The following is an 18230-nucleotide window of genomic DNA, read 5'->3' on the forward strand; positions in this document are numbered from 1 at the left end:
GGCTGAGGCGCGGATTACAGTTTTGTCAGGTTCACCGCGCAAGCCATATTGCCAAGGGCTGCCCGGCGGGGCCTAAGGTGCAGATCAAAGCCCCAACCCTTCCTGCACCACCTGCATCAGATTGTTCTCCGTCAAGGCAATCGCATCGAGTTCGTGCCCGGTTTCGACCGTCTGCAGCCACCAATGGCTTTCGTGATGTTCATCGACGGTGCGCAACAGAAACGTGTCCCTGCCCGGCAGGGTGATTTGCACCCGTCCGCAGCAATCCTCGGTAAACCGCGCAATCGGATCGAAGGTCAGGCTGTGGCGATTGGCTTCGATGATCAGCTGGTCGATGGCGTAGTCATGGGCTTCACCGTCCGGTGAAGTTTCGCAAACATGCGTAGGATTGCGCCGGATCTTCAGTCCGACCTCGGTGACGGGCTGTAACCATTCTTCGATGCGGTGGTACAAGTCATACACCTGAGCGGGCCAGCAATCGATTTCCAGCTCGGCGCAAGTAATGTCGTCAGCATGGACGTGCTTGAGTTTGGCGGCGAGTTCGTCTGCTTTACTCATGTCGGATCCCTTGGTTGGATGTCTGCCTGTTAATCCTAGACCCTGCGAAGACGTCAGGCTTTGCCTTGCGTCATGCGCTTGCAACACAAGCGTGGCGAAATCAGCGCTGGCCCGGTCGGGTCCGGAGCTAAACCATGGACGCAGGCGTCCCAAGGAGTGGGTAGATGAAAAAGCTGTTTACAATTTTCGCAGTGATTGCGCTGACGGCCGGTAGCATCGGCCTGAGTTCGGCGCGCCAATCGCAATCAAGCAAGGCCCAGGCGGAATCGGTGGCGGGGGTATTCGACTACTACCTGCTGGCGCTGTCGTGGTCGCCGACGTTTTGCCTGACGCATAAAGATGATGTGCAGTGTTCCGGCAAGGGCTATGGCTTCGTGCTGCATGGGCTGTGGCCGCAATATGCTGCCGGTGGCTGGCCGCAGTCCTGCCCACCGCTGACGAGGTTGTCGGCGGCGGAAACCAGCAAAGGCCTGACCCTGTTTCCAACGAAAAAACTGCTCGATCACGAATGGTCCAAGCACGGCACCTGCAGCGGCCTCGGCGCGATGGGGTATCTGGATGAAGCGGACAAGGCCGTGGCGGCGGTGAAAATCCCGGACGAGCTGCAGCCGTTCAGCACCTCGTATTACTTCGAGGCGCAGGAGATTGCCCAGTTGTTCCGCAATGCCAACCCGGGGATTCCGGCCGATGGTGTCGCAGTGATCTGCAGCGGCCCGGAACTCTCGGAAGTGCGCGTGTGCATGGGCAAGGATCTACAGTTCGCGGCGTGCGGCAAAGGCGTGAAAACCCAGTGCCGGGCGGGCGATATCCGAGTACCGCCGTCGCGGTGATCCGAGCAGTATCAGCGATGAAGAACAGGCGCCCGACAAGGGGCCTGTTTTTTTTGCCTGAAGGTTTGAAGCGACCGAGAATTTCCGGGGGAGTTCCAGGCGAACTCCCCCGCAGTTCCTCTCAGCATCCAGCGCATAAACCACCTGCCCACGCCGCAAAAATAAATCGACGAAACGCGATCATCCAATCTCGGCGCACGCCGATATAACGGGCAGGAGCGCTGCGTTTGCCGGGTACATCCCGGTGGGCTACGCTCCGAGAATATAAGGGTTTTGCGCTGGCGCCCTTGTCGTATCTGCCCAGGAATTGCTTTTGCCTATCTCCCTTCACGATCCGCAACAGGCCCCCGGCGCGCTTAAGCGTCTGCCGTTACGTAAAGCAGCCGTGCTGTTTATCGTCGCGGTAAGCCTGTGCCTGTCCGGCTTGTTGTATCTGCAACTGGAGCAGTCGCAGCGTCAGGATCTGGCGGCGGCGCAGGCCGCGTCGAGCAATTTGACCCGGGCGATGGCGCAGCAGGCCGAGGACACGTTTCTGGCCGCAGACCTGGTGATGACCAGCCTGGTCGACTGGATCGAGGATGACGGTTACGGTGCTGCGCAAAAATCGCGTTTGCAGCGAATCTTCGCCCGGCGTGCGCAGCAACTGACGCAGTTGCACGGCATTTTTCTGTTCGATCGCGACGGGCAATGGGTTATCACCTCGTTTGCCGAACTGCCACGCGGCAACGGTGTTGCCGATCGTGAGTATTTCAAGTTTCACCAGCAGAACGCGTCGACGCTGGCGCACATCGGGCCGGCGATTCGCAGCCGCGAAAATGGCGAATGGATCATCCCGATCTCCAAGCGCATCAATGACGCTTCCGGCAATTTCGAGGGTGTGTTGCTGGCCGGCATCAAGATGTCGTACTTCGATCAGTTCTTCAAAAGCTTCAGCCTCGACGACAACGGCATCATGTTCCTCGCTCTGACTGACGGCACGTTGCTTGCGCGGCGGCCGTTCGATGAATCGCTGATCGGCACTTCGGTGGCGCGCGGGCAGATTTTCCAGGCGCTGCTGCCCAATGCCCAGGCCGGAACGGCGATGCTCAATTCATATGTCGATGGCACCGAGCGTCTTTATGGCTACCGGCAATTGGCCTCGTACCCGCTGCTGGTGTCGGCGGCGACCTCGCGCGACACGATTCTCAAGGGCTGGTCAGAGCGTGCATTTCAATCGAGCGTGATCGTCGCGCTGGTGATCCTCGGCGTCGGCCTGTTTGGCTGGGTGTTCATTCATCAGGTGCGCAATGGCGAACGCATCGAGAAAAACCTGCGCAAGGCGCAACGGGCGCTGGAACAGATCGCCACGCACGACAGCCTGACCGGGTTGGCCAATCGGCGCCTGTTCGAGCGCTCGCTGGAAATCGAGTTTGCCCGTGGCGCACGACAGGTCAGTCCGGTCAGCCTGATCATGCTCGATATCGATTTTTTCAAACGCTACAACGATGCCTACGGCCACGTCGCTGGTGACCAATGCCTGACGCAAGTTGCCCAGGTGGTGAGGACGTGTTGCCAGCGCAAGTCCGATCTGGCCGTGCGTTACGGAGGCGAAGAGTTTGCCGTGTTGCTGCCGGACACTGATATCAACGGTGCGCTGGCGATCGCCGGGCAGATTCGTCGCAGCGTGATCGACAAGCACATCATTCACAGCGGCTCGCCGACCGGGTACCTGACGGTGAGTCTGGGTTGTTATGCGTTCATACCGAGCGGCAATGACAGCCCGGAAGTCTTTATCCAGCGTGCGGACGCGGCGTTGTATCAGGCAAAAAATGCCGGCCGCAATCGCGCGGCGGTGCTGTCGCTGGACAGCGGATTTGCCGAATTGATGCGTTCGGATCGCTGACTGTCGACCTGAGGCAAATCCTGTGGGAGCGAGCCTGCTCGCGAAAGCGCAGTGTCAGTGAGTCAGATGTCGACTGATAAACCGCTTTCGCGAGCAGGCTCGCTCCCACAACGGTGAGTCTGTTATCTGGGATGGCTCTTGTTCGTTCAGCTGCCCGAGCCACCGCCCGCACCGCCAGAGCCGCCGCCAGCCGAGCCGGTGCCACCGCCCGCGCCGGAACCCGAGCCGCTGGCGCCACCGTTAGTGCCGGTGCCCGTGCCAACGCCGGTGCCCATGGAACCGGTGCCGGAATTGGTCCCCGAACCGCCAGTGGAACCACCGCCGGAACCACTGCCACCAGAAGGCGCGCCGGGGGTGTTATTCGGTGGCATGGTCGAGCTGCTGGCGCCGCCGGATTTGGTACCGGTGGCGTCGGTGCTGTCATTCGCCGCGAAGCTGGCGGCCGATGCCGTGGCCAGCAGGCCGGCCAGCAAGAGCGAAGTGAGTTTGCGCGTCATCATGGTGCATCTCCTGAAAAGGGCATGTACCTAATATTGGTCCGACGCGCAGAACCCCGGGTGCCCGCTGGCTGACGAGCGGTCAGAAATCGACAGTGGCGGCGACCTTCAGCGTGCGCGGTGTGCCCTGCGTCAGATAACCGCCATTGGCCGATGCCCAATAGGCCTCGTTGGCGACGTTTTCCAGATTGGCGCGCAGGGTGATCTGCCGGTCATCCATTTTGAAGGTGTAGCGCGTGCCGAGGTCGAAACGGTTCCACGCCGGGATGCTCTGGGTGTTGGCGGCGTTGAGGAATTGCCCGCCGGTGCGCAACATCCGCGCGCTCACCGCTGCACCTTCCAGGCCGGGGATATCCCAATCGGCGCCGAGGTTGATCTGGAAGCGCGGCACGCCGACGGCGCGGTTGCCGTCGTTGACGCCGTTGCTGCTGCCTTGCAGTTCGGTCTTCATCACGGTCGCGCCGCTGAGCAGGCGTAACCCGTCCAGCGGCTCGCCATACACATTCAACTCGACGCCCTTGTTGGTCTGCTCGCCATCGACGCGGAAGATGCCGTCCTGGGTGTAGCTGGACGGTTGCTTGATGCGGTACACGCCGAGGTTGGCGCCGTAGCTGCCCATGTCCACGCGCACGCCGGCCTCGATCTGCTTGCTGCGCACCGGAGCGAACGTTTCATCGCGGTTGATCGCCGTGGTCGGCGGCGTCGGCCCTTTGGCCAGGCCTTCGATGCGGTTGGCGTAAAACGAAACATGCTCCCACGGCTTGATCACCAGCCCGTAAACCGGCGTGGTGATCGACTCTTCATAACTGGAAGTGCGCGCGCCGGTGGTGGTGTTCCAGCCATCGACCTTGAGTTCCTGGCGGCGTACGCCGAGGGTCAGCAGGATGCGGTCATCAACGAAACCGAGGGTGTCGGAAATCGCTTCGCTGCGCAGCGTGTTCTTGCCGACGATGCGCGGATCGTTGATGTCGCTGGCGAACGACGTGGCCGCCGGCCGTGGCTTGTCCGTGACGTTGTACAGGTTGGTGGTGTAACGGCTGGCCGTGCCGATGGTCTCGAACGCCGAACGCTGCTCACCCCAGATTCCGGCCCAGCCGAGGTTGAGCTGGTGGCTGATGGGCCCGGTACTGAAACGCCCGTTGAGGCCGGCCATGGCACTCTGGTTGTCCTCGTCGTGGGGCGAATAAAGCATGCCGCCACGCGCAGCGCCGCTGAGGTCGGTGACCGTCAGCGACGAGTACACACCGTTCTCGCGGGTGTGTTTCGCTCCGCCGGAAACGTAAGCCGTCCAGTTATCGTCGAGGTCGTATTCGGCGCGGGCCATGCCAAAGGTGTCTTCCAGTTGCGAGTAGCTCCAGCGCTGCGCGTAGCTGTCGTTGGCGTCCGGCACCTTGGGCGCTTTCTTCAGGCTCGAATCGACGTAGATCACCGAGCGGCCCTGATTGATCACCTGTTTCTGGTAACCCAGGTCCGTGGATATGCGCAGACGCTCACCGCGATAATCGAGGCCGAGGCTGAACAGCGACGAGCGCTGGTCTTCTTCATCGACAGCAGTCGCGCCTTCGCGCTGCATCAGGTTGACCCGGGCGCCGAAGCGGTTGTCTTCGCCGAAGCGCTGACCCAGATCCAGATGCCCGCCGACACGGCCGTCATCGCTGTAGTCGAGAGTGACGCTGCGGGTCGGCGTCTCCATTGCGCGCTTCGGTTGCAGGTTGACCCCGCCGCCGATGCCGCTGCCGCTCGGGGTCACACCGTTGACGAAGGCGTTCGGACCTTTGAACAATTCGACCCGTTCCAGCGCTTCGGTAGCGATGATCTGCCGGGGCAATATGCCGTAGAGGCCGTTATAGGAAATGTCATCGGAGAGCAGCGGCAAGCCGCGAATCATGAACACTTGGGAAAAGTTGCCGAAGCCTGACGACTGGCGAACGGAAGCGTCATTGAGCAACACATCGCCGACGGTTTGCGCCTGTTGATCGGCCATGGTCTTGGCGGTGTAGCTGGTGACGCTGAAGGGCAAGTCGTTAACCGCCTGATTGCCGAGCATGCCGACCTGTGCGGAACGCGCGACTTGCTCACCGCCATAAGTATCGCCGCTGTCGCGCACGGCGCTGACGTTGGTGGCGCTGAGTTCGAGTGCGCCGTCAGCCGCCACTTGCGGCGCTACCGTGTAACCGTTGCCAGCGGTGTCGATCAGCTCGAAACCGCTGCCCTCAAGCAGTCTGGCGAAACCGTCCTGTGCGCTGTATTCGCCTTGCAGACCGGGGCTTTGGCGATTACCCAGTTGCGCCGGATCGAACGACAGCGGTACGCCGACACTGACGGCGAACTGCGCCAGCACATGGCTGAGCAGGCCGGGACCGATATTGACGCTGTGGCTGGCGCTGACGGGTTCGGCGGCGTGCGTCAGCATCGGCGTCAGGGTGGCGAAGGCCAGGGCCAGGCTCAGGTTCAACGCCTTGAGCGGGAAGGTGGCGGGGCGGGGCATGGGCAATGCAGTCATTCGGCGTTCCTGTCGGGCGCGTGGAATCAAAGAGTCTGCTCCACTCACCGGACGAGACGCAAAAAGGTATCAGGCACAGGTAAAGATATTTTCTTCGAATTCAAACCCGTGGTTCCACTGACAACCAGTAACGGGTCAGGCTGCTGATCTTCAATGGCAGGGTGTCGCTGAGCAGGCGCAGGCTCGCATCGGTGTCACGCAGGGAAAACGCCCCGGACACACGCAGCGCCGCAACGTCCGGATGGCAGCGCAGCACACCGCGCCGATAACGGCTCAGTTCATTGAGCAAATCGTCCAGGCGCAGGTTGTTCGCCAGCAGCATGCCCTTGTCCCAGGCCAGGCTGTTGCTGTCGAACGTTTCGGCCGTGTCGAAACCGTTGAGCTTGAAACGCTGGCGTTCGCCGGCCTTCAGCGTGCTGCTCTGCTGCAGCCACTGTGGGGTGATTTGCACGCGGCCCTCAAGCACTGAGACCTGACTGCGCGAACCGTCGATGCGCACGCAGAACCGGCTGCCGAGGGAGAGGGCGCTGCCTTGCGGGGTTTCGACGATAAACGGGCGGGCGCTCGAATCATCCGCCGTGTTGATCAACAGTTCGCCGTTGAGGAGCATCACCCGGCGCTCGATCGGACTGAAAGTGATGTCCACGGCGCTGTCGGTGTTCAGCCACAATTGCGTGCCGTCGGCCAGTTGCAGGTTCTTTTGCTCGCCGACCGCGGTGCGCTGGTCGGCGCTCCATTGCTGCCACGGTGCGTGTTGCGAAGCGATGCCTACCGGGCCGGCGAGCAGCAACAGGCCGAGGCGGGTAAGGGTCTGTCGACGGCTGAGGCCTTCGTGGCGAGCGGCCCGTTTCAGAGTCTGGATAGCGACATTGGCCGGCACGCTGCGCAGATCCCCAAGCAGCGTTTCGGCGCGCTGCCAGGCCTGTGCATGCTCGGCGCTGCGCAGGCGCCATTGGGCGATCGCCTGGTGATCGGCCGGCGTGGCATTGCCTGAATGCAACTGCACCAGCCAGTCGGCGGCTTCGCCGAGAATCTGTGGATTGATCATCTGTGAGGTCATCACGTCACACTCAGGCAGGCAATGAACGCTGCGCGCATATGGCGTTTGACAGTGATCAGCGACACGTTCAGGCGCGTGGCAATCTGCGCGTAAGTCAGGCCTTCGATCTGCGACAGCAGGAACGTGTCGCGGGTTTGCGCCGGCAATTCGCGCAGCAGCGCTTCGATGCGCCACAGCGTCTCGACAATCAACAGACGGGTTTCCGGCGACGGCACCTCGGCCGGTGGCAGTTGCGCGATGGTGTCCAGATAGGCGCGTTCGATGTCCAGACGTCGCCAGCGATCGATCATCAAACCCTTGGCGATGTGCGTCAGCAGTGCCCGCGGCTCGCTGCCCAGCGGTTTGGCGACCTGACGCGCGAGCAGGCGCAAAAAAGTGTCATGGGCCAGATCGGCCGCATCGCAGCGATCCCCGAGCCTGCGCTGCAGCCAGCCCTGCAACCAACCGTGATGCTCGCTGTAAAGACTATGAATCTGTTGGTTCAAGGGCGAGTCGATGGACGACATGGGGTGCAGATACTCGGTTCGGGCAGCCGTGGCATGAGTGCAATTAAGAATTGATCGCATTCTAGTGGCTCCGCTTCAGCGCTGGCAATTGCCCGACAGCATTTTTCTGCGCCAGTGGCCTACTGATCTTCGCCAATATTGGCTATTTGTGTAAGCCGCTGCCGGGACTAACGTGGTCACACATTCCCTTGCGACCCGGAGTCACCATGCAACCTCGTACCGATTTCTACACCGCTTCCCCTGATGCCCTGAAAGCGATGATGGCGCTGGAAACGGCGGTATCCAGACTGCCGCTGGAAAAGACCCTGATCGAACTGGTCAAACTGCGTGCCTCGCAAATCAATGGCTGTGCATTCTGCATCGACATGCACACTGCAGACGCGATCAAGGGCGGCGAAACCCCGCGTCGGCTGTTCGCCGTCACTGCCTGGCGGGAAGCGCCGTTCTTTAGCGACCGCGAACGCGCCGCGCTGCTCTGGACCGAGTCACTGACGCAGCTGAGCCTGACCCACGCTCCGGACGCAGACTACGAAGTGGTCGCCGCGCAGTTCACGCCCAAGGAAATGGTCGACCTGACCGTGGCGATCAGCACCATCAACAGCTGGAATCGTCTGGCGGTGGGATTCCGGAAAATGCCGCAGGCTTGAGTTTTTGACAGCTTCTTTATCTTCCTTCGCCTGCTTGCAAGCGCAAGCGGGCGAACGGCATAGACGGCCATTCGAGGAATTCATTGCTTCGCCTTAATACGAAGCATTACTATTCACGCCCTTTCCTCAGTGCGCCTTTCCCTACCTCATGCGTCCCCGCAGACCCGGCTTTTTCGAGCATTACGAAGAGTTGATCGGCACCTGGACTCGGCGTCTGCGCAACCGCGCGCAGGCCGAGGACTTGGCGCACGACACCTTTGTGCGCGTACTCGAAGCCGATTCGGCGGCGGTGCAGCAGCCGCGCGCGTATCTGCATCAGACCGCGCGCAATATTGCGGTTGACGGTTATCGGCGAGAGGACCGGCGTGGCGCCCTTGAATCGCAGGCCATCGAGCACAGTGCGTCGTCGTCCGGCGACCCGGAGCATTACATGCATGCGATCCAGTTGGCCGATTCCATCGAGCGGGCGCTCACCGAGTTGCCGGTCAATTGCCGGAAGATTTTCGTCTGGCAGAAGATCGAAGGCCTGACCCAGGCGGAAATCGCCGAACGCCTGGGGCTGTCCAAGAACATGGTCGAAAAGTATATGATCCGCACCCTGCGGCATCTGCGCGATCGCCTCGACGGCTTGCAGTCATGAGCGGTGGCGATTTCTCCTCCAGCCCAACAGGATCTTCCATGACGGATACTCGTGATTGCGCGTGCGGGCCGAGCGCGGTGCGCGATGATGCTGCGCGCTGGTTCGTGCGGTTGCAGGAGCCGGACGTCAGTGCCGAGGAGCAGCTGCGCTTCGACGCCTGGCTAAATGAGCATGCGCAGCACCGCGACGAATTTCAGTTGTTGCAGGGTTTGTGGTCGGCGGCCGACTTGCTCCCGGCGCCACGCCTCAAAGCTTTGGCTGAAACTCCCCCGAGCCGTCGCGCACGCCGGCCCTTGTTGCGTTATGCCGTGGCAGCCAGTGTGCTCGCGGTGGCGCTCGGTCTCGGTCTGTTCAGCGGTTTGCATCATCCGGGCGGCTACAGCGCTGAATTCGCCACGGCGTTGGGCGAGCGCAAACACGTGGCCTTGCCGGACGGTTCGCTGATCGACCTGAACAGCCGCAGCCGCTTGCAGGTGCGCTATGAAGAGGATCGTCGCTTGATTGAGCTGCGCGAAGGCGAAGCCATGTTCAGCGTCGAGCACGATGCATCGCGGCCGTTCGTGGTGCAAACCGACAGCGGCAAGGTCACGGTGACCGGCACGCGTTTCGATGTGCGCCGCGACCCTGAGCAAACCCGTGTGGCGGTGGAGCAGGGCACGGTCAAAGTGCAGGGGCGGGATGCGCCGAGCGACCAATTTATCAGCCTGACGGCGGGCCTCGGCACCCATGTCGATGCCAAAGGCAAAGTCGCGCCAGCCTACGCAGTCAACCCGGCGCAGCTGACCGCGTGGCGCAACGGCAAACTGGTGTTCAATAACGCCAGCCTCAGCGACGTCGCGGCCGAAGTATCGCGCTATCGGCAGCAACCGTTGACGGTAACCGACCCGGCCGTGGCCAGTCTGCGCCTGACCAGTGTGTTCAACGCCGACAACACTGATGCCTTGCTCAAGGCGCTGCCGAGCATTCTTCCGGTGGCCGTGCGCAGCCTTGCCGATGGTCGTCAGGAAATAATCGCAAAATAAAATTCAGGTTTTTCTCGAGTTCAGCGTCTTCCTGTTCAACTGCAACTGGTTTGCATTAACAGCCGCACACTCTTGCGATCCACAGGACTCTGTACGACGTGAAAAACACCATCGCCAATAACAAAAAATCCCCTTGGTTACCGCTGGCCCTCGCGCTGGCGGTCAGCACTGCTCTGCCGCAGGCGTTCGCCGCTGAAGCCATTCATATTCGCGCGCAGGCGCTGGGCCAGGCACTGAGCGAGCTGGGCCAGCAAACCTCGCTGCAAGTGTTTTTCAGCCCGGATCTGGTGGCCGGCAAACAGTCGCCAGCGGTCGACGGTGATCTCTCTCCGGAGCAGGCGCTACGTCAGTTGCTGCAGGGCAGCGGTCTGGATTACCAGATCAACGAAGGCTCGGTGACGCTGTCCCCGGCCACCACCTCCGCTGCGAGCAATGGGCCGCTGGAGCTCGGCGTGACCGATATCAAAGTGGTCGGCGACTGGCTTGGCGATGCCAATGCCGCCGTGGTGCAGAACCACCCCGGCGCGCGCACGGTGATCCGCCGCGAAGCCATGGTCGAGCAGGGCGCAATGACCGTCGGTGATGTGCTCAAGCGCGTACCGGGCGTGCAGGTGCAGGACGCCAACGGCACCGGCGGCAGCGATATTTCCCTCAACGTCGGCGTGCGTGGTCTCACGTCGCGCCTGTCGCCGCGCTCCACCGTGCTGATCGATGGCGTACCGGCGGCGTTTGCGCCCTACGGTCAGCCGCAACTGTCGATGGCACCGATTTCCTCGGGCAACCTCGACAGCATCGACGTGGTGCGTGGCGCCGGCTCGGTGCGTTACGGGCCGCAGAACGTCGGCGGGGTGATCAACTTTGTCACTCGCGCGATCCCGGAGAAAACCACCGGTGAAATCGGCACCACCCTGGAAACGTCGCAGCATGGTGGCTGGAAACACATCGACACGGCGTTTCTTGGCGGCACCGCCGACAACGGCATCGGCATGGCCTTGCTGTATTCCGGGGTCAACGGCCACGGCTACCGCGAGGGCAACAACGGCAACGACATCGATGACGTGATTCTCAAGACCCACTGGGCGCCGACCGAGCAGGACGATTTCAGCCTCAACTTTCATTATTACGACGCCAGCGCCGACATGCCCGGTGGCCTGACCCAGCAGCAATACGACGATAAGCCGTTCCAGTCCGACCGCGATTACGACAGCTTCAGCGGCCGGCGCAAGGACGTGTCGTTCAAGTGGATCCGCCAGATCGACGAGCGCACCCAGGCCGAAGTGCTGACCTACTATTCCGACAGTTACCGTGGCAGCACGATTGCCGCGCGCGATCAGAAAACCCTCAGCTCTTACCCACGCACCTATTACACCTTCGGCATCGAGCCGCGGGTTTCCCATGTGTTCGATGTTGGCCCGACGACTCAGGAAGTCAGCGTCGGTTATCGCTACCTCAAAGAAGGCATGCATGAAGAAGCCAGTCGTCTGGCGCTGGTGAACAATCAGCCGGTGGTCACCCGCACCTCTGACGGTCACGTTTATCAGGACCGTACCGGCGGCACCGAGGCCAATGCGTTCTACGTCGACAACAAGATCGACGTCGGCAACTGGACGATCACCCCGGGCATCCGTTTCGAACACATCAGCACCCAATGGCACGACCGCCCGGTGCTCGACACGTCGAACCGGCCGGTGCAGGAAAAACGCCGCAGCATCGACAGCAACGAACCGCTGCCGGCACTGAGCGTGATGTATCACCTGTCCGATGCGTGGAAGCTGTTCGCCAACTACGAAACCTCGTTCGGTGCCTTGCAGTACTTTCAGCTCGGCCAGGGCGGCTCGGGTGATCAGACCGCCAGCGGCCTGAATCCGGAAAAAGCCAAGACCTACGAGATCGGCACGCGCTACAACGACGACGTCTGGGGCGGTGAGGTGACGCTGTTCTACATCGACTTCGACGACGAGCTGCAATACATCAGCAACGACGTCGGCTGGACCAACCTCGGCGCGACCACGCACCAGGGCATCGAAGCCTCGGTGCATTACGACATGGCCGCCCTCGACCCGCGCCTGGACGGCCTGACCGCCAATGCCGGCGTGACTTACACCCGTGCGGTGTACGAGGGCGAGATTCCCGGCTTCAAGGGCCGCGACCTGCCGTTCTACTCGCGTCAGGTGGCGACGGTCGGTTTGCGTTACGACGTCGATCGCTGGACCTGGAACCTCGACGGCTTCGCCCAATCGCAACAACGCTCGCCGGGCACCGGGGTCAACGCTGACGGCAGCTTCAACGGCAACTACATCACCGAAGGCTCGGCGGACGGCCAGTACGGCAACATTCCCGGCTACGTCACCTGGAACGTGCGTGGCGGCTATGACTTTGGCGCGCAGCTGTCGAACCTCAAGCTCGGCGCCGGCGTGAAGAACGTTTTCGACAAGCAATACTTCACCCGCTCCAGTGACAACAATGCGGGGATGTATGTGGGTGCGCCGAGGACGTTCTTTGTGCAGGCAAGCGTGGGTTTCTGACAGACCGCGTCGGCTTCTTCGCGAGCAGGCTCGCTCCCACAGGACCACTGAGATCTGTGGGAGCGAGCCTGCTCGCGAAGTTTTTCAGATCTTCAGACCTTCAGCACTTTCCCGCCAATCGCCACCGCGACCAGCAGCACCGCCATCAGGCCAAACGCAAAGCTCAAGCTGCTGGCGTGGGCGACAAAACCGATCACCGCCGGCCCGGCGAGAATCCCCGCATAGCCCAGCGTGGTAATCGCCGGCACTGCGATGCTTTCCGGCATCACCGTCTGCTTGCCCACTGCGGTGTACAGCACCGGCACGATGTTCGAGCAGCCGGCACCGACCAGCGCATAACCCACCAGTGCGGCTTGCCAGCTCGGCGCGAAGGTTGCCAGAAACAGACCAGCCGCTGCCGTCAGCCCGCCGAATAGAATGATCCGCGTCGCGCCCAAACGGCGGACGATGCGATCGCCCAACAAACGGCCGGCGGTCATGGTCAAGGCAAAGGCTGCGTAACCCAATCCGGCGTACGCGGTGTCGATCCCGCGTTCCTGTGCGAGGAACACCGCGCTCCAGTCCAGCGCCGCACCTTCGGTGAGAAAAACAATGAAGCACATGCCGCCGATAAACAGCACGATGCCATGGGGAATGGCGAAGGCCGGGCCGGAGCTTTCGCTGCCGTAGGGCAGCATGTGCGGCACGCATTTGCACAGCGCCGCGATCAACAGCGCGACCACCACCAGCATGGCCGCCAGCGGCGACAGGCCGAGGCCGAGCAGGGCGCTGACGCCCGCCGCGCCGACGATCCCGCCGAGGCTGAACAGGCCATGAAAACCCGACATCATGTTCTTGCCGCTGGCGCGTTCGACGATCACTGCTTGCAGGTTCACCGTCGAATCCACCGTGCCCAGACCCGCGCCGAACATGAACAGCGTGGCGATCAGCGCCGGTATCGACGACACGGTCGCCAGCAACGGCAGTGCCGCACAGATCAGCAGCGTACCGCCGGTGGCCACTCGCCGGCAGCCGAAACGCGTCGCCAGAATCCCCGCCAGCGGCATCGCCAGAATCGAGCCAACGCCCAGGCACAACAGCAACAAGCCCAGCGTGCCTTCATCAAGACCCGCGCGGGCCTTGGCGTAAGGTACCAGCGGCGCCCACGCGGCGATGCCGAGCCCGGCGATGAAAAAAGCCACGCGCGTGGACATCTGTTGCAGGCGGCCGGGGACGAAGGTGTCTTGGGGGTTGAGGCTGGTCATATCGATCCTTGGTAAAAAACAACTGCATCCCGAGTGACATTCCTGGCGTGCTGAGGTTCGATCTCAGGCTACTCGGGATACAACAGCCGACATCCTACCCTGTGGGAGCGAGCTTGCTCGCGAAGGCGGTGTGTCAGATAAATTAAGGTCCGCTGTCCCGCCGCTTTCGCGAGCAAGCTCGCTCCCACAGGGACCGCATTTGTCGTTAGAGTGATTTCTTCGACAGAGCGAATTCAGAGGCGAGTGATGCTGCAGTTCTACGACGCACGAGGCAATATCTATGGTGTGGTTTCACCCGAAGCCTTGCGCGAGGCAGGAATCGCCTTGCCCGCCAGCGCCACCGAATGCGCCGCCTCGCGTCAGTCATGGAGCGAGGCGGCGATCGCCCTCTGTTGCGACTGGCCCGCAGGCCAGCGCCCGGCGAACAGCAAGGCTCACCGCAGTGACGGCTTGCTGATCGGCCCGTTCCAGGCTGCGCCGCCGTTCGATGTGCTGATCGTCAACACCGACGGCACCCTCGCCGAGCGCAGTGGCAACGGCCTGACGATCTTCTCCCAGGCACTTGCAGGGCAAGGCTTGATGCCGCAAACGGGCGCGCTGTTACGCGTGCATCACGATAAGGGCGACGCTGTGGAAACCTCGGTGAAACCGGCCACCGTCGATGCTGTTCGGGGCTTCTGGCTCGACCTTGGTCAACCCGGTTTCGGCGCGGATGCCGTCGGCGCGCAGCAAGTCGAAGAGGTGCAATTCAACGGGCGAGCGGTCAGCCGCGTAGCGCCGTTGACACAGCTCGCTCCGGCCTGGACGCACAGCCAGTTCGTACGCATCGGCAATCCGCATTGCGTGACGTTGCTCAGCGATCCCGGCGCATTACCGAGCAATAAGCAAATGAGTGAATCTGCGTTGAACGAAGGCTTGACCCGAATCGCCTATGCCATGCCGAACGGCGCCGGAGATTCCTGCCCGGCGGGCGTCAATCTGCAATGGGCAGCACTGGAGGCACCACAGAAAATCCGCGCCCGGGTGTTCGAGCGGGGCGAAGGACCGACCGCCTCATCCGGCACCAGCGCCAGTGCGGTGGCATCGGCGGCGTGGCGGGTGGGCTGGGTCGCGGCGGGGCAAGTGCAGGTGGTAATGCCCGGCGGCACGGCGCCGGTTTTGCTGGAGGTTGAAGACGGAGATTTGGTGCGGGTCAGACTGTTCGGGACGGCGCAATTGATGGGCTGAATTCGAAGCCGCCATTCGCTGGCAAGCCAGGCTCCACAGGGTTTGTGTCGAACACCGAACTCATGTTCAAACCAAAACCCTGTGGGAGCGAGCCTGCTCGCGAAGGCGGCGTACCCAAGCACCTGTTCATAACTGATCCACCGCATTCGCGAGCGGGCTCGCTCCCACACTCGATTTGCGGCGCATCAAATATCAATATGAACTCTGGCCAATGAACTCCACCACCGGCATCTGCCGCTTCATCAACACCTTGCCATCGCGAATCGAATACAGCGGCAAGCCCTGGCTGCGAATCACTTCGTAGTCGCTGTCTGCCGACAGGATCAGCAGATTCGCCGGGCGCCCCTGTTCGAGTCCGTAACGATCGCCCAGGTGCATGGCTTTGGCGCTGTTGTCGGTGACCAGATCCAGCGCGCTTTGCAGGTTGCGGTAGCCGAGCATATGGCAGATGTGCAGGCCGGCTTCGAGTACGCGCAGGATGTTGCCGTTGCCCAGCGGATACCACGGGTCGACGATCGAATCCTGACCGAAACACACGTTCATCCCGGCTTCGAGCAGTTCGTTGACGCGGGTCACGCCACGGCGTTTCGGGAAGTTGTCGAAACGCCCTTGCAAGTGAATGCTCTCGGTCGGGCACGAGACAAAACTGATCCCGGAATGCCCCAGCAGGCGAAACAGTTTGGCGCAGTAGGCGTTGTCGTAAGAGCCCATCGCCGTGGTGTGGCTGGCGGTGACGCGGGCGCCCATGTCGCGGCTGCGCGCTTCTTCGGCGAGCACCTCGAGGAAGCGCGAGTGCGGGTCGTCGGTCTCATCGCAATGCACGTCGACCAGGCAACCGGTGCGCTCGGCCAGGTCCATCAGAAACTTCACTGAACTGACGCCCTGATCACGGGTGTACTCGAAATGCGGAATCCCGCCAACCACGTCCGCGCCCATGCGGATCGCTTCTTCCATCAGCTCGCGACCGTTGCGGAACGACTCGATGCCTTCCTGCGGGAACGCGACGATTTGCAGGTCGATCAGATGACGGCTTTCCTCACGCACTTCGAGCATGGCCTTGAGTGCGGTGAGTTGCGGGTCGGTGACGTCAACGTGGGTGCGTACGTGCTGAATGCCGTGGGCGGCGAGCGCCTGAATGGTCTTCTTGGCGCGGGTCCTGGTGTCTTCTTCGGTGATGGTGACCTTGCGCTCGCCCCAGCACTCGATGCCTTCGAACAGCGTGCCGCTCATGTTCCAGCGCGGCTCGCCGGCGGTCAGGGTGGCATCGAGGTGAATGTGCGGCTCGACGAAGGGCGGCACCACCAGATTGCCACCGGCGTCGAGGTCGTCCGGCCCGAGGGTCGGCGCTTCGGTCTGCCGGGCGATGCTGTGGATCAGACCGTTTTCCAGGTGCAATTCGTGCAGGCCTTCCTGGTTGCGCAGGCGGGCGTTGATGATGTGCATCAGGCGAATCCTTTTATAGATCTTGTAGTGGTGCGCTGACGCGACGGGCGCCGAGCAGACCGGTGACGATGACATACGTTAGCGCGGCAGCGGCAATCCCTACCAGCGGCGCGACCCACGGCGAACTGAACGCGGCAATGGTGCCGACGCCGTAAGCCCCGAGCCCCGGCCAGTTGAACGCTGGCAACCGCGCGTCGGCCAGACGCGGATAGTGTCCGCGCCAGCGGTAGAAGAAGTCCGCCATGATCACCCCGCCAATCGGTGGAATCACTGTGCCGAGCAAAATCAGATACGGCACCAGCATGTCGTACATGCCCAGCAAGGCGAGCACTGTGCCGATCATCGCGCCGCCCAGGGTTACGGTTCTGCGCCGACCGGTGCGCAGCAGGTTGCAACCGGCGACGGCGAAGTTGTAGATGGTGTTGTCCTGAGTGCTCCAGATGTTCAACAACAGCATGGCCATCGCGGCCATGGCGAAACCCTGCAACAGCAACACCTCGACCACGTCCGGTTGCTGATAGACGATCGCCCCGTATGCGCCGATCAGCACCATCAGGCCGTTGCCAACAAAGAAACCGATCAGGCTGGCCAGCACCGCGACCCGTGCCGAGCGCGAGAAACGCGTCCAGTTGGTCGCTTGCGTCGCGCCGCTGACGAAGGTGCCGAACACCAGTGTGATCGCTGTGGACCAGTCCAGCGAGCCCGTCGGCACAACGCTGAGCAAGCCTTCGAAACCGCCGACTTTTACCGTCGCCACCCACATCGACAGCATCAACAGCAACAGCATCGCCGGCACCGCGATGTACGAGAGAATTTCCAGCCCGCGATAACCGATGTACGCCGTGGCGCAGAAACCCAGCCCGAACAGCACCATCAGGCCGAGCACCATGGCTTCATTGAGATTGAAGTACTTGCCGATCACCACCGCCGCCGTCGCCGTGCCCCAGGCGTACCAGCCGATCTGGGTGAAACCGAGGATCAGGTCACTGAGCTTGCTGCCGACTTCACCAAAACAGAAACGGCCCATCAGCACCGAATTGAGCCCGCTCTTGAAGGCTATGTAGCCCAGGCCTGCGGCGTACAGGCCGAGCAGCAGGTTGCCGACCACAATCACCGCGATCATCTCGCTGAAACTGAACGCCACGCCGAGCTTGCCGCCGGCAAACATGGTCGCGGTGAAAAACGTGAAGCCCAGTAACACCATCGCGGTCGAGGCCAGGCCTTTGCGCGCATGCATCGGGACTTCGCTGAGGGGGTAATCGTTGCCGGGAGCGTTCTGCGTCATGGGGCAGTCCTTGCTGGAAGGGAGAAGACGCGGGAGGGTTGCAGCGGTCGTGCCAAATACCGATTGCGCAGGGTATGTATAGACGACACGGCGCAGACAGGCGCAAAAACGGTGCAACTGAACGCATCCGTGTGCCATGTGGGAGCCACGGAGCATGACCGTTCCCACGCAGAGCGTGGGAACGATCAGTGTTTGGGGATTTTGATGCTGTCAGAGGAATTGCAGTAGGGCGGCGTAGGCATAAAAAAACAGCCATGACGGCTGTTCTTTTGGATCAACGCTGTTTTCCTGTGGGAGCGAGCCTGCTCGCGAATGCGGTTTTCCATTGAAATGGACAGTGACTGGCACACCGCTTTCGCGA

Annotated in this window: 15 protein-coding genes; 7 read left to right on the forward strand and 8 right to left on the reverse strand. The window is 61.9% G+C overall.

Features of this window, described 5'->3' with window-relative positions; all coding sequences use genetic code 11:
• Nucleotides 1–84: 84 nt before the first annotated feature.
• The gene (locus V6F91_RS24710) at nt 85–558 is read right to left on the reverse strand and encodes a hypothetical protein (RefSeq protein WP_332769091.1); all 474 of its coding nucleotides are present in this window, start codon (nt 556–558) and stop codon (nt 85–87) included.
• A 164-nt stretch (nt 559–722) separates the two neighbouring features.
• Here V6F91_RS24710 and V6F91_RS24715 point away from each other — a divergent pair, with 164 nt between their 5' ends.
• Together V6F91_RS24715 and V6F91_RS24720 are read left to right on the forward strand one after the other, a co-directional pair.
• Nucleotides 723–1388 (forward strand): ribonuclease T2, encoded by a 666-nt coding sequence (locus V6F91_RS24715; protein ID WP_332769093.1) that lies wholly within the window; start codon nt 723–725, stop codon nt 1386–1388.
• A gap of 313 nt (nt 1389–1701) precedes the next feature.
• Nucleotides 1702–3270, forward strand: coding sequence for a diguanylate cyclase (locus V6F91_RS24720; protein WP_332769095.1), 1569 nt, complete (start codon nt 1702–1704; stop codon nt 3268–3270).
• 146 nt (nt 3271–3416) lie between these two features.
• On the opposite strand, the gene V6F91_RS24725 is transcribed toward V6F91_RS24720, so the two are convergent.
• The 4 genes from V6F91_RS24725 to V6F91_RS24740 form a co-directional block, all read right to left on the reverse strand.
• Complete coding sequence (locus V6F91_RS24725; RefSeq protein ID WP_332769097.1) at nt 3417–3770, reverse strand: hypothetical protein; 354 nt, start codon at nt 3768–3770, stop codon at nt 3417–3419.
• Between the two features lie 79 nt (nt 3771–3849).
• Entirely contained in the window at nt 3850–6270 is a 2421-nt protein-coding gene (locus V6F91_RS24730; RefSeq protein ID WP_332769099.1) for a TonB-dependent receptor, read from the reverse strand.
• Nucleotides 6271–6370: 100 nt separating this feature from the next.
• Nucleotides 6371–7330, reverse strand: a complete 960-nt coding sequence (locus V6F91_RS24735) for a FecR domain-containing protein (protein ID WP_332769101.1) — start codon at nt 7328–7330, stop codon at nt 6371–6373.
• Entirely contained in the window at nt 7330–7836 is a 507-nt protein-coding gene (locus V6F91_RS24740) for a sigma-70 family RNA polymerase sigma factor (RefSeq protein ID WP_332769103.1), read from the reverse strand. Before V6F91_RS24740 ends, V6F91_RS24735 begins: the two co-directional genes overlap by 1 nt.
• A gap of 206 nt (nt 7837–8042) precedes the next feature.
• On the opposite strand from V6F91_RS24740, the gene V6F91_RS24745 reads away from it, so the two are divergent.
• The 4 genes from V6F91_RS24745 to V6F91_RS24760 all read left to right on the forward strand — a co-directional run bounded on the left by V6F91_RS24745 (nt 8043) and on the right by V6F91_RS24760 (nt 12670).
• On the forward strand, nt 8043–8483 hold the full coding sequence (locus tag V6F91_RS24745; RefSeq protein ID WP_090284624.1) for a carboxymuconolactone decarboxylase family protein: 441 nt from the start codon (nt 8043–8045) through the stop codon (nt 8481–8483).
• Between the two features lie 148 nt (nt 8484–8631).
• Nucleotides 8632–9123 (forward strand): sigma-70 family RNA polymerase sigma factor, encoded by a 492-nt coding sequence (locus V6F91_RS24750; RefSeq protein ID WP_332769106.1) that lies wholly within the window; start codon nt 8632–8634, stop codon nt 9121–9123.
• 38 nt (nt 9124–9161) lie between these two features.
• On the forward strand, nt 9162–10145 hold the full coding sequence (locus tag V6F91_RS24755) for a FecR family protein (protein WP_332769108.1): 984 nt from the start codon (nt 9162–9164) through the stop codon (nt 10143–10145).
• Nucleotides 10146–10243: 98 nt separating this feature from the next.
• Nucleotides 10244–12670, forward strand: a complete 2427-nt coding sequence (locus V6F91_RS24760) for a TonB-dependent siderophore receptor (RefSeq protein WP_332769110.1) — start codon at nt 10244–10246, stop codon at nt 12668–12670.
• Nucleotides 12671–12762: 92 nt separating this feature from the next.
• On the opposite strand, the gene V6F91_RS24765 is transcribed toward V6F91_RS24760, so the two are convergent.
• Nucleotides 12763–13914 carry an MFS transporter gene (locus tag V6F91_RS24765; RefSeq protein ID WP_090284616.1) on the reverse strand — a complete coding sequence of 384 codons (1152 nt, stop codon included), beginning with the start codon at nt 13912–13914 and terminating at the stop codon, nt 12763–12765.
• A 246-nt stretch (nt 13915–14160) separates the two neighbouring features.
• Here V6F91_RS24765 and V6F91_RS24770 point away from each other — a divergent pair, with 246 nt between their 5' ends.
• Nucleotides 14161–15141, forward strand: a complete 981-nt coding sequence (locus V6F91_RS24770; protein WP_332769114.1) for a diaminopimelate epimerase — start codon at nt 14161–14163, stop codon at nt 15139–15141.
• 192 nt (nt 15142–15333) lie between these two features.
• Here the strand turns inward: V6F91_RS24770 and codA are convergent, their stop codons facing one another.
• Together codA and codB are read right to left on the reverse strand one after the other, a co-directional pair.
• A complete protein-coding gene (codA, locus tag V6F91_RS24775; protein ID WP_332769116.1) occupies nt 15334–16584 on the reverse strand; it encodes a cytosine deaminase in 1251 nt (416 codons plus the stop codon).
• Between the two features lie 13 nt (nt 16585–16597).
• Nucleotides 16598–17869, reverse strand: a complete 1272-nt coding sequence (gene codB / locus V6F91_RS24780; RefSeq protein WP_332769118.1) for a cytosine permease — start codon at nt 17867–17869, stop codon at nt 16598–16600.
• Between the last annotated feature and the right edge of the window lie 361 nt (nt 17870–18230).

Source organism: Pseudomonas koreensis, from assembly GCF_036668835.1.
GTDB lineage: Bacteria > Pseudomonadota > Gammaproteobacteria > Pseudomonadales > Pseudomonadaceae > Aquipseudomonas > Aquipseudomonas koreensis_I.

Bases quoted from the DNA above. Each gene is read 5' to 3' on its own strand.
- V6F91_RS24745 (WP_090284624.1), top strand. From the start codon at position 8,043: ATGCAACCTCGTACCGATTTCTACACCGCTTCCCCTGATGCCCTGAAA.
- V6F91_RS24735 (WP_332769101.1), bottom strand. From the start codon at position 7,330: ATGACCTCACAGATGATCAATCCACAGATTCTCGGCGAAGCCGCCGAC.
- V6F91_RS24740 (WP_332769103.1), bottom strand. From the start codon at position 7,836: ATGTCGTCCATCGACTCGCCCTTGAACCAACAGATTCATAGTCTTTAC.
- V6F91_RS24715 (WP_332769093.1), top strand. From the start codon at position 723: ATGAAAAAGCTGTTTACAATTTTCGCAGTGATTGCGCTGACGGCCGGT.
- V6F91_RS24710 (WP_332769091.1), bottom strand. From the start codon at position 558: ATGAGTAAAGCAGACGAACTCGCCGCCAAACTCAAGCACGTCCATGCT.
- V6F91_RS24770 (WP_332769114.1), top strand. From the start codon at position 14,161: ATGCTGCAGTTCTACGACGCACGAGGCAATATCTATGGTGTGGTTTCA.
- codB (WP_332769118.1), bottom strand. From the start codon at position 17,869: ATGACGCAGAACGCTCCCGGCAACGATTACCCCCTCAGCGAAGTCCCG.
- V6F91_RS24750 (WP_332769106.1), top strand. From the start codon at position 8,632: ATGCGTCCCCGCAGACCCGGCTTTTTCGAGCATTACGAAGAGTTGATC.
- V6F91_RS24765 (WP_090284616.1), bottom strand. From the start codon at position 13,914: ATGACCAGCCTCAACCCCCAAGACACCTTCGTCCCCGGCCGCCTGCAA.
- V6F91_RS24755 (WP_332769108.1), top strand. From the start codon at position 9,162: ATGACGGATACTCGTGATTGCGCGTGCGGGCCGAGCGCGGTGCGCGAT.
- codA (WP_332769116.1), bottom strand. From the start codon at position 16,584: ATGCACATCATCAACGCCCGCCTGCGCAACCAGGAAGGCCTGCACGAA.
- V6F91_RS24730 (WP_332769099.1), bottom strand. From the start codon at position 6,270: ATGACTGCATTGCCCATGCCCCGCCCCGCCACCTTCCCGCTCAAGGCG.
- V6F91_RS24725 (WP_332769097.1), bottom strand. From the start codon at position 3,770: ATGATGACGCGCAAACTCACTTCGCTCTTGCTGGCCGGCCTGCTGGCC.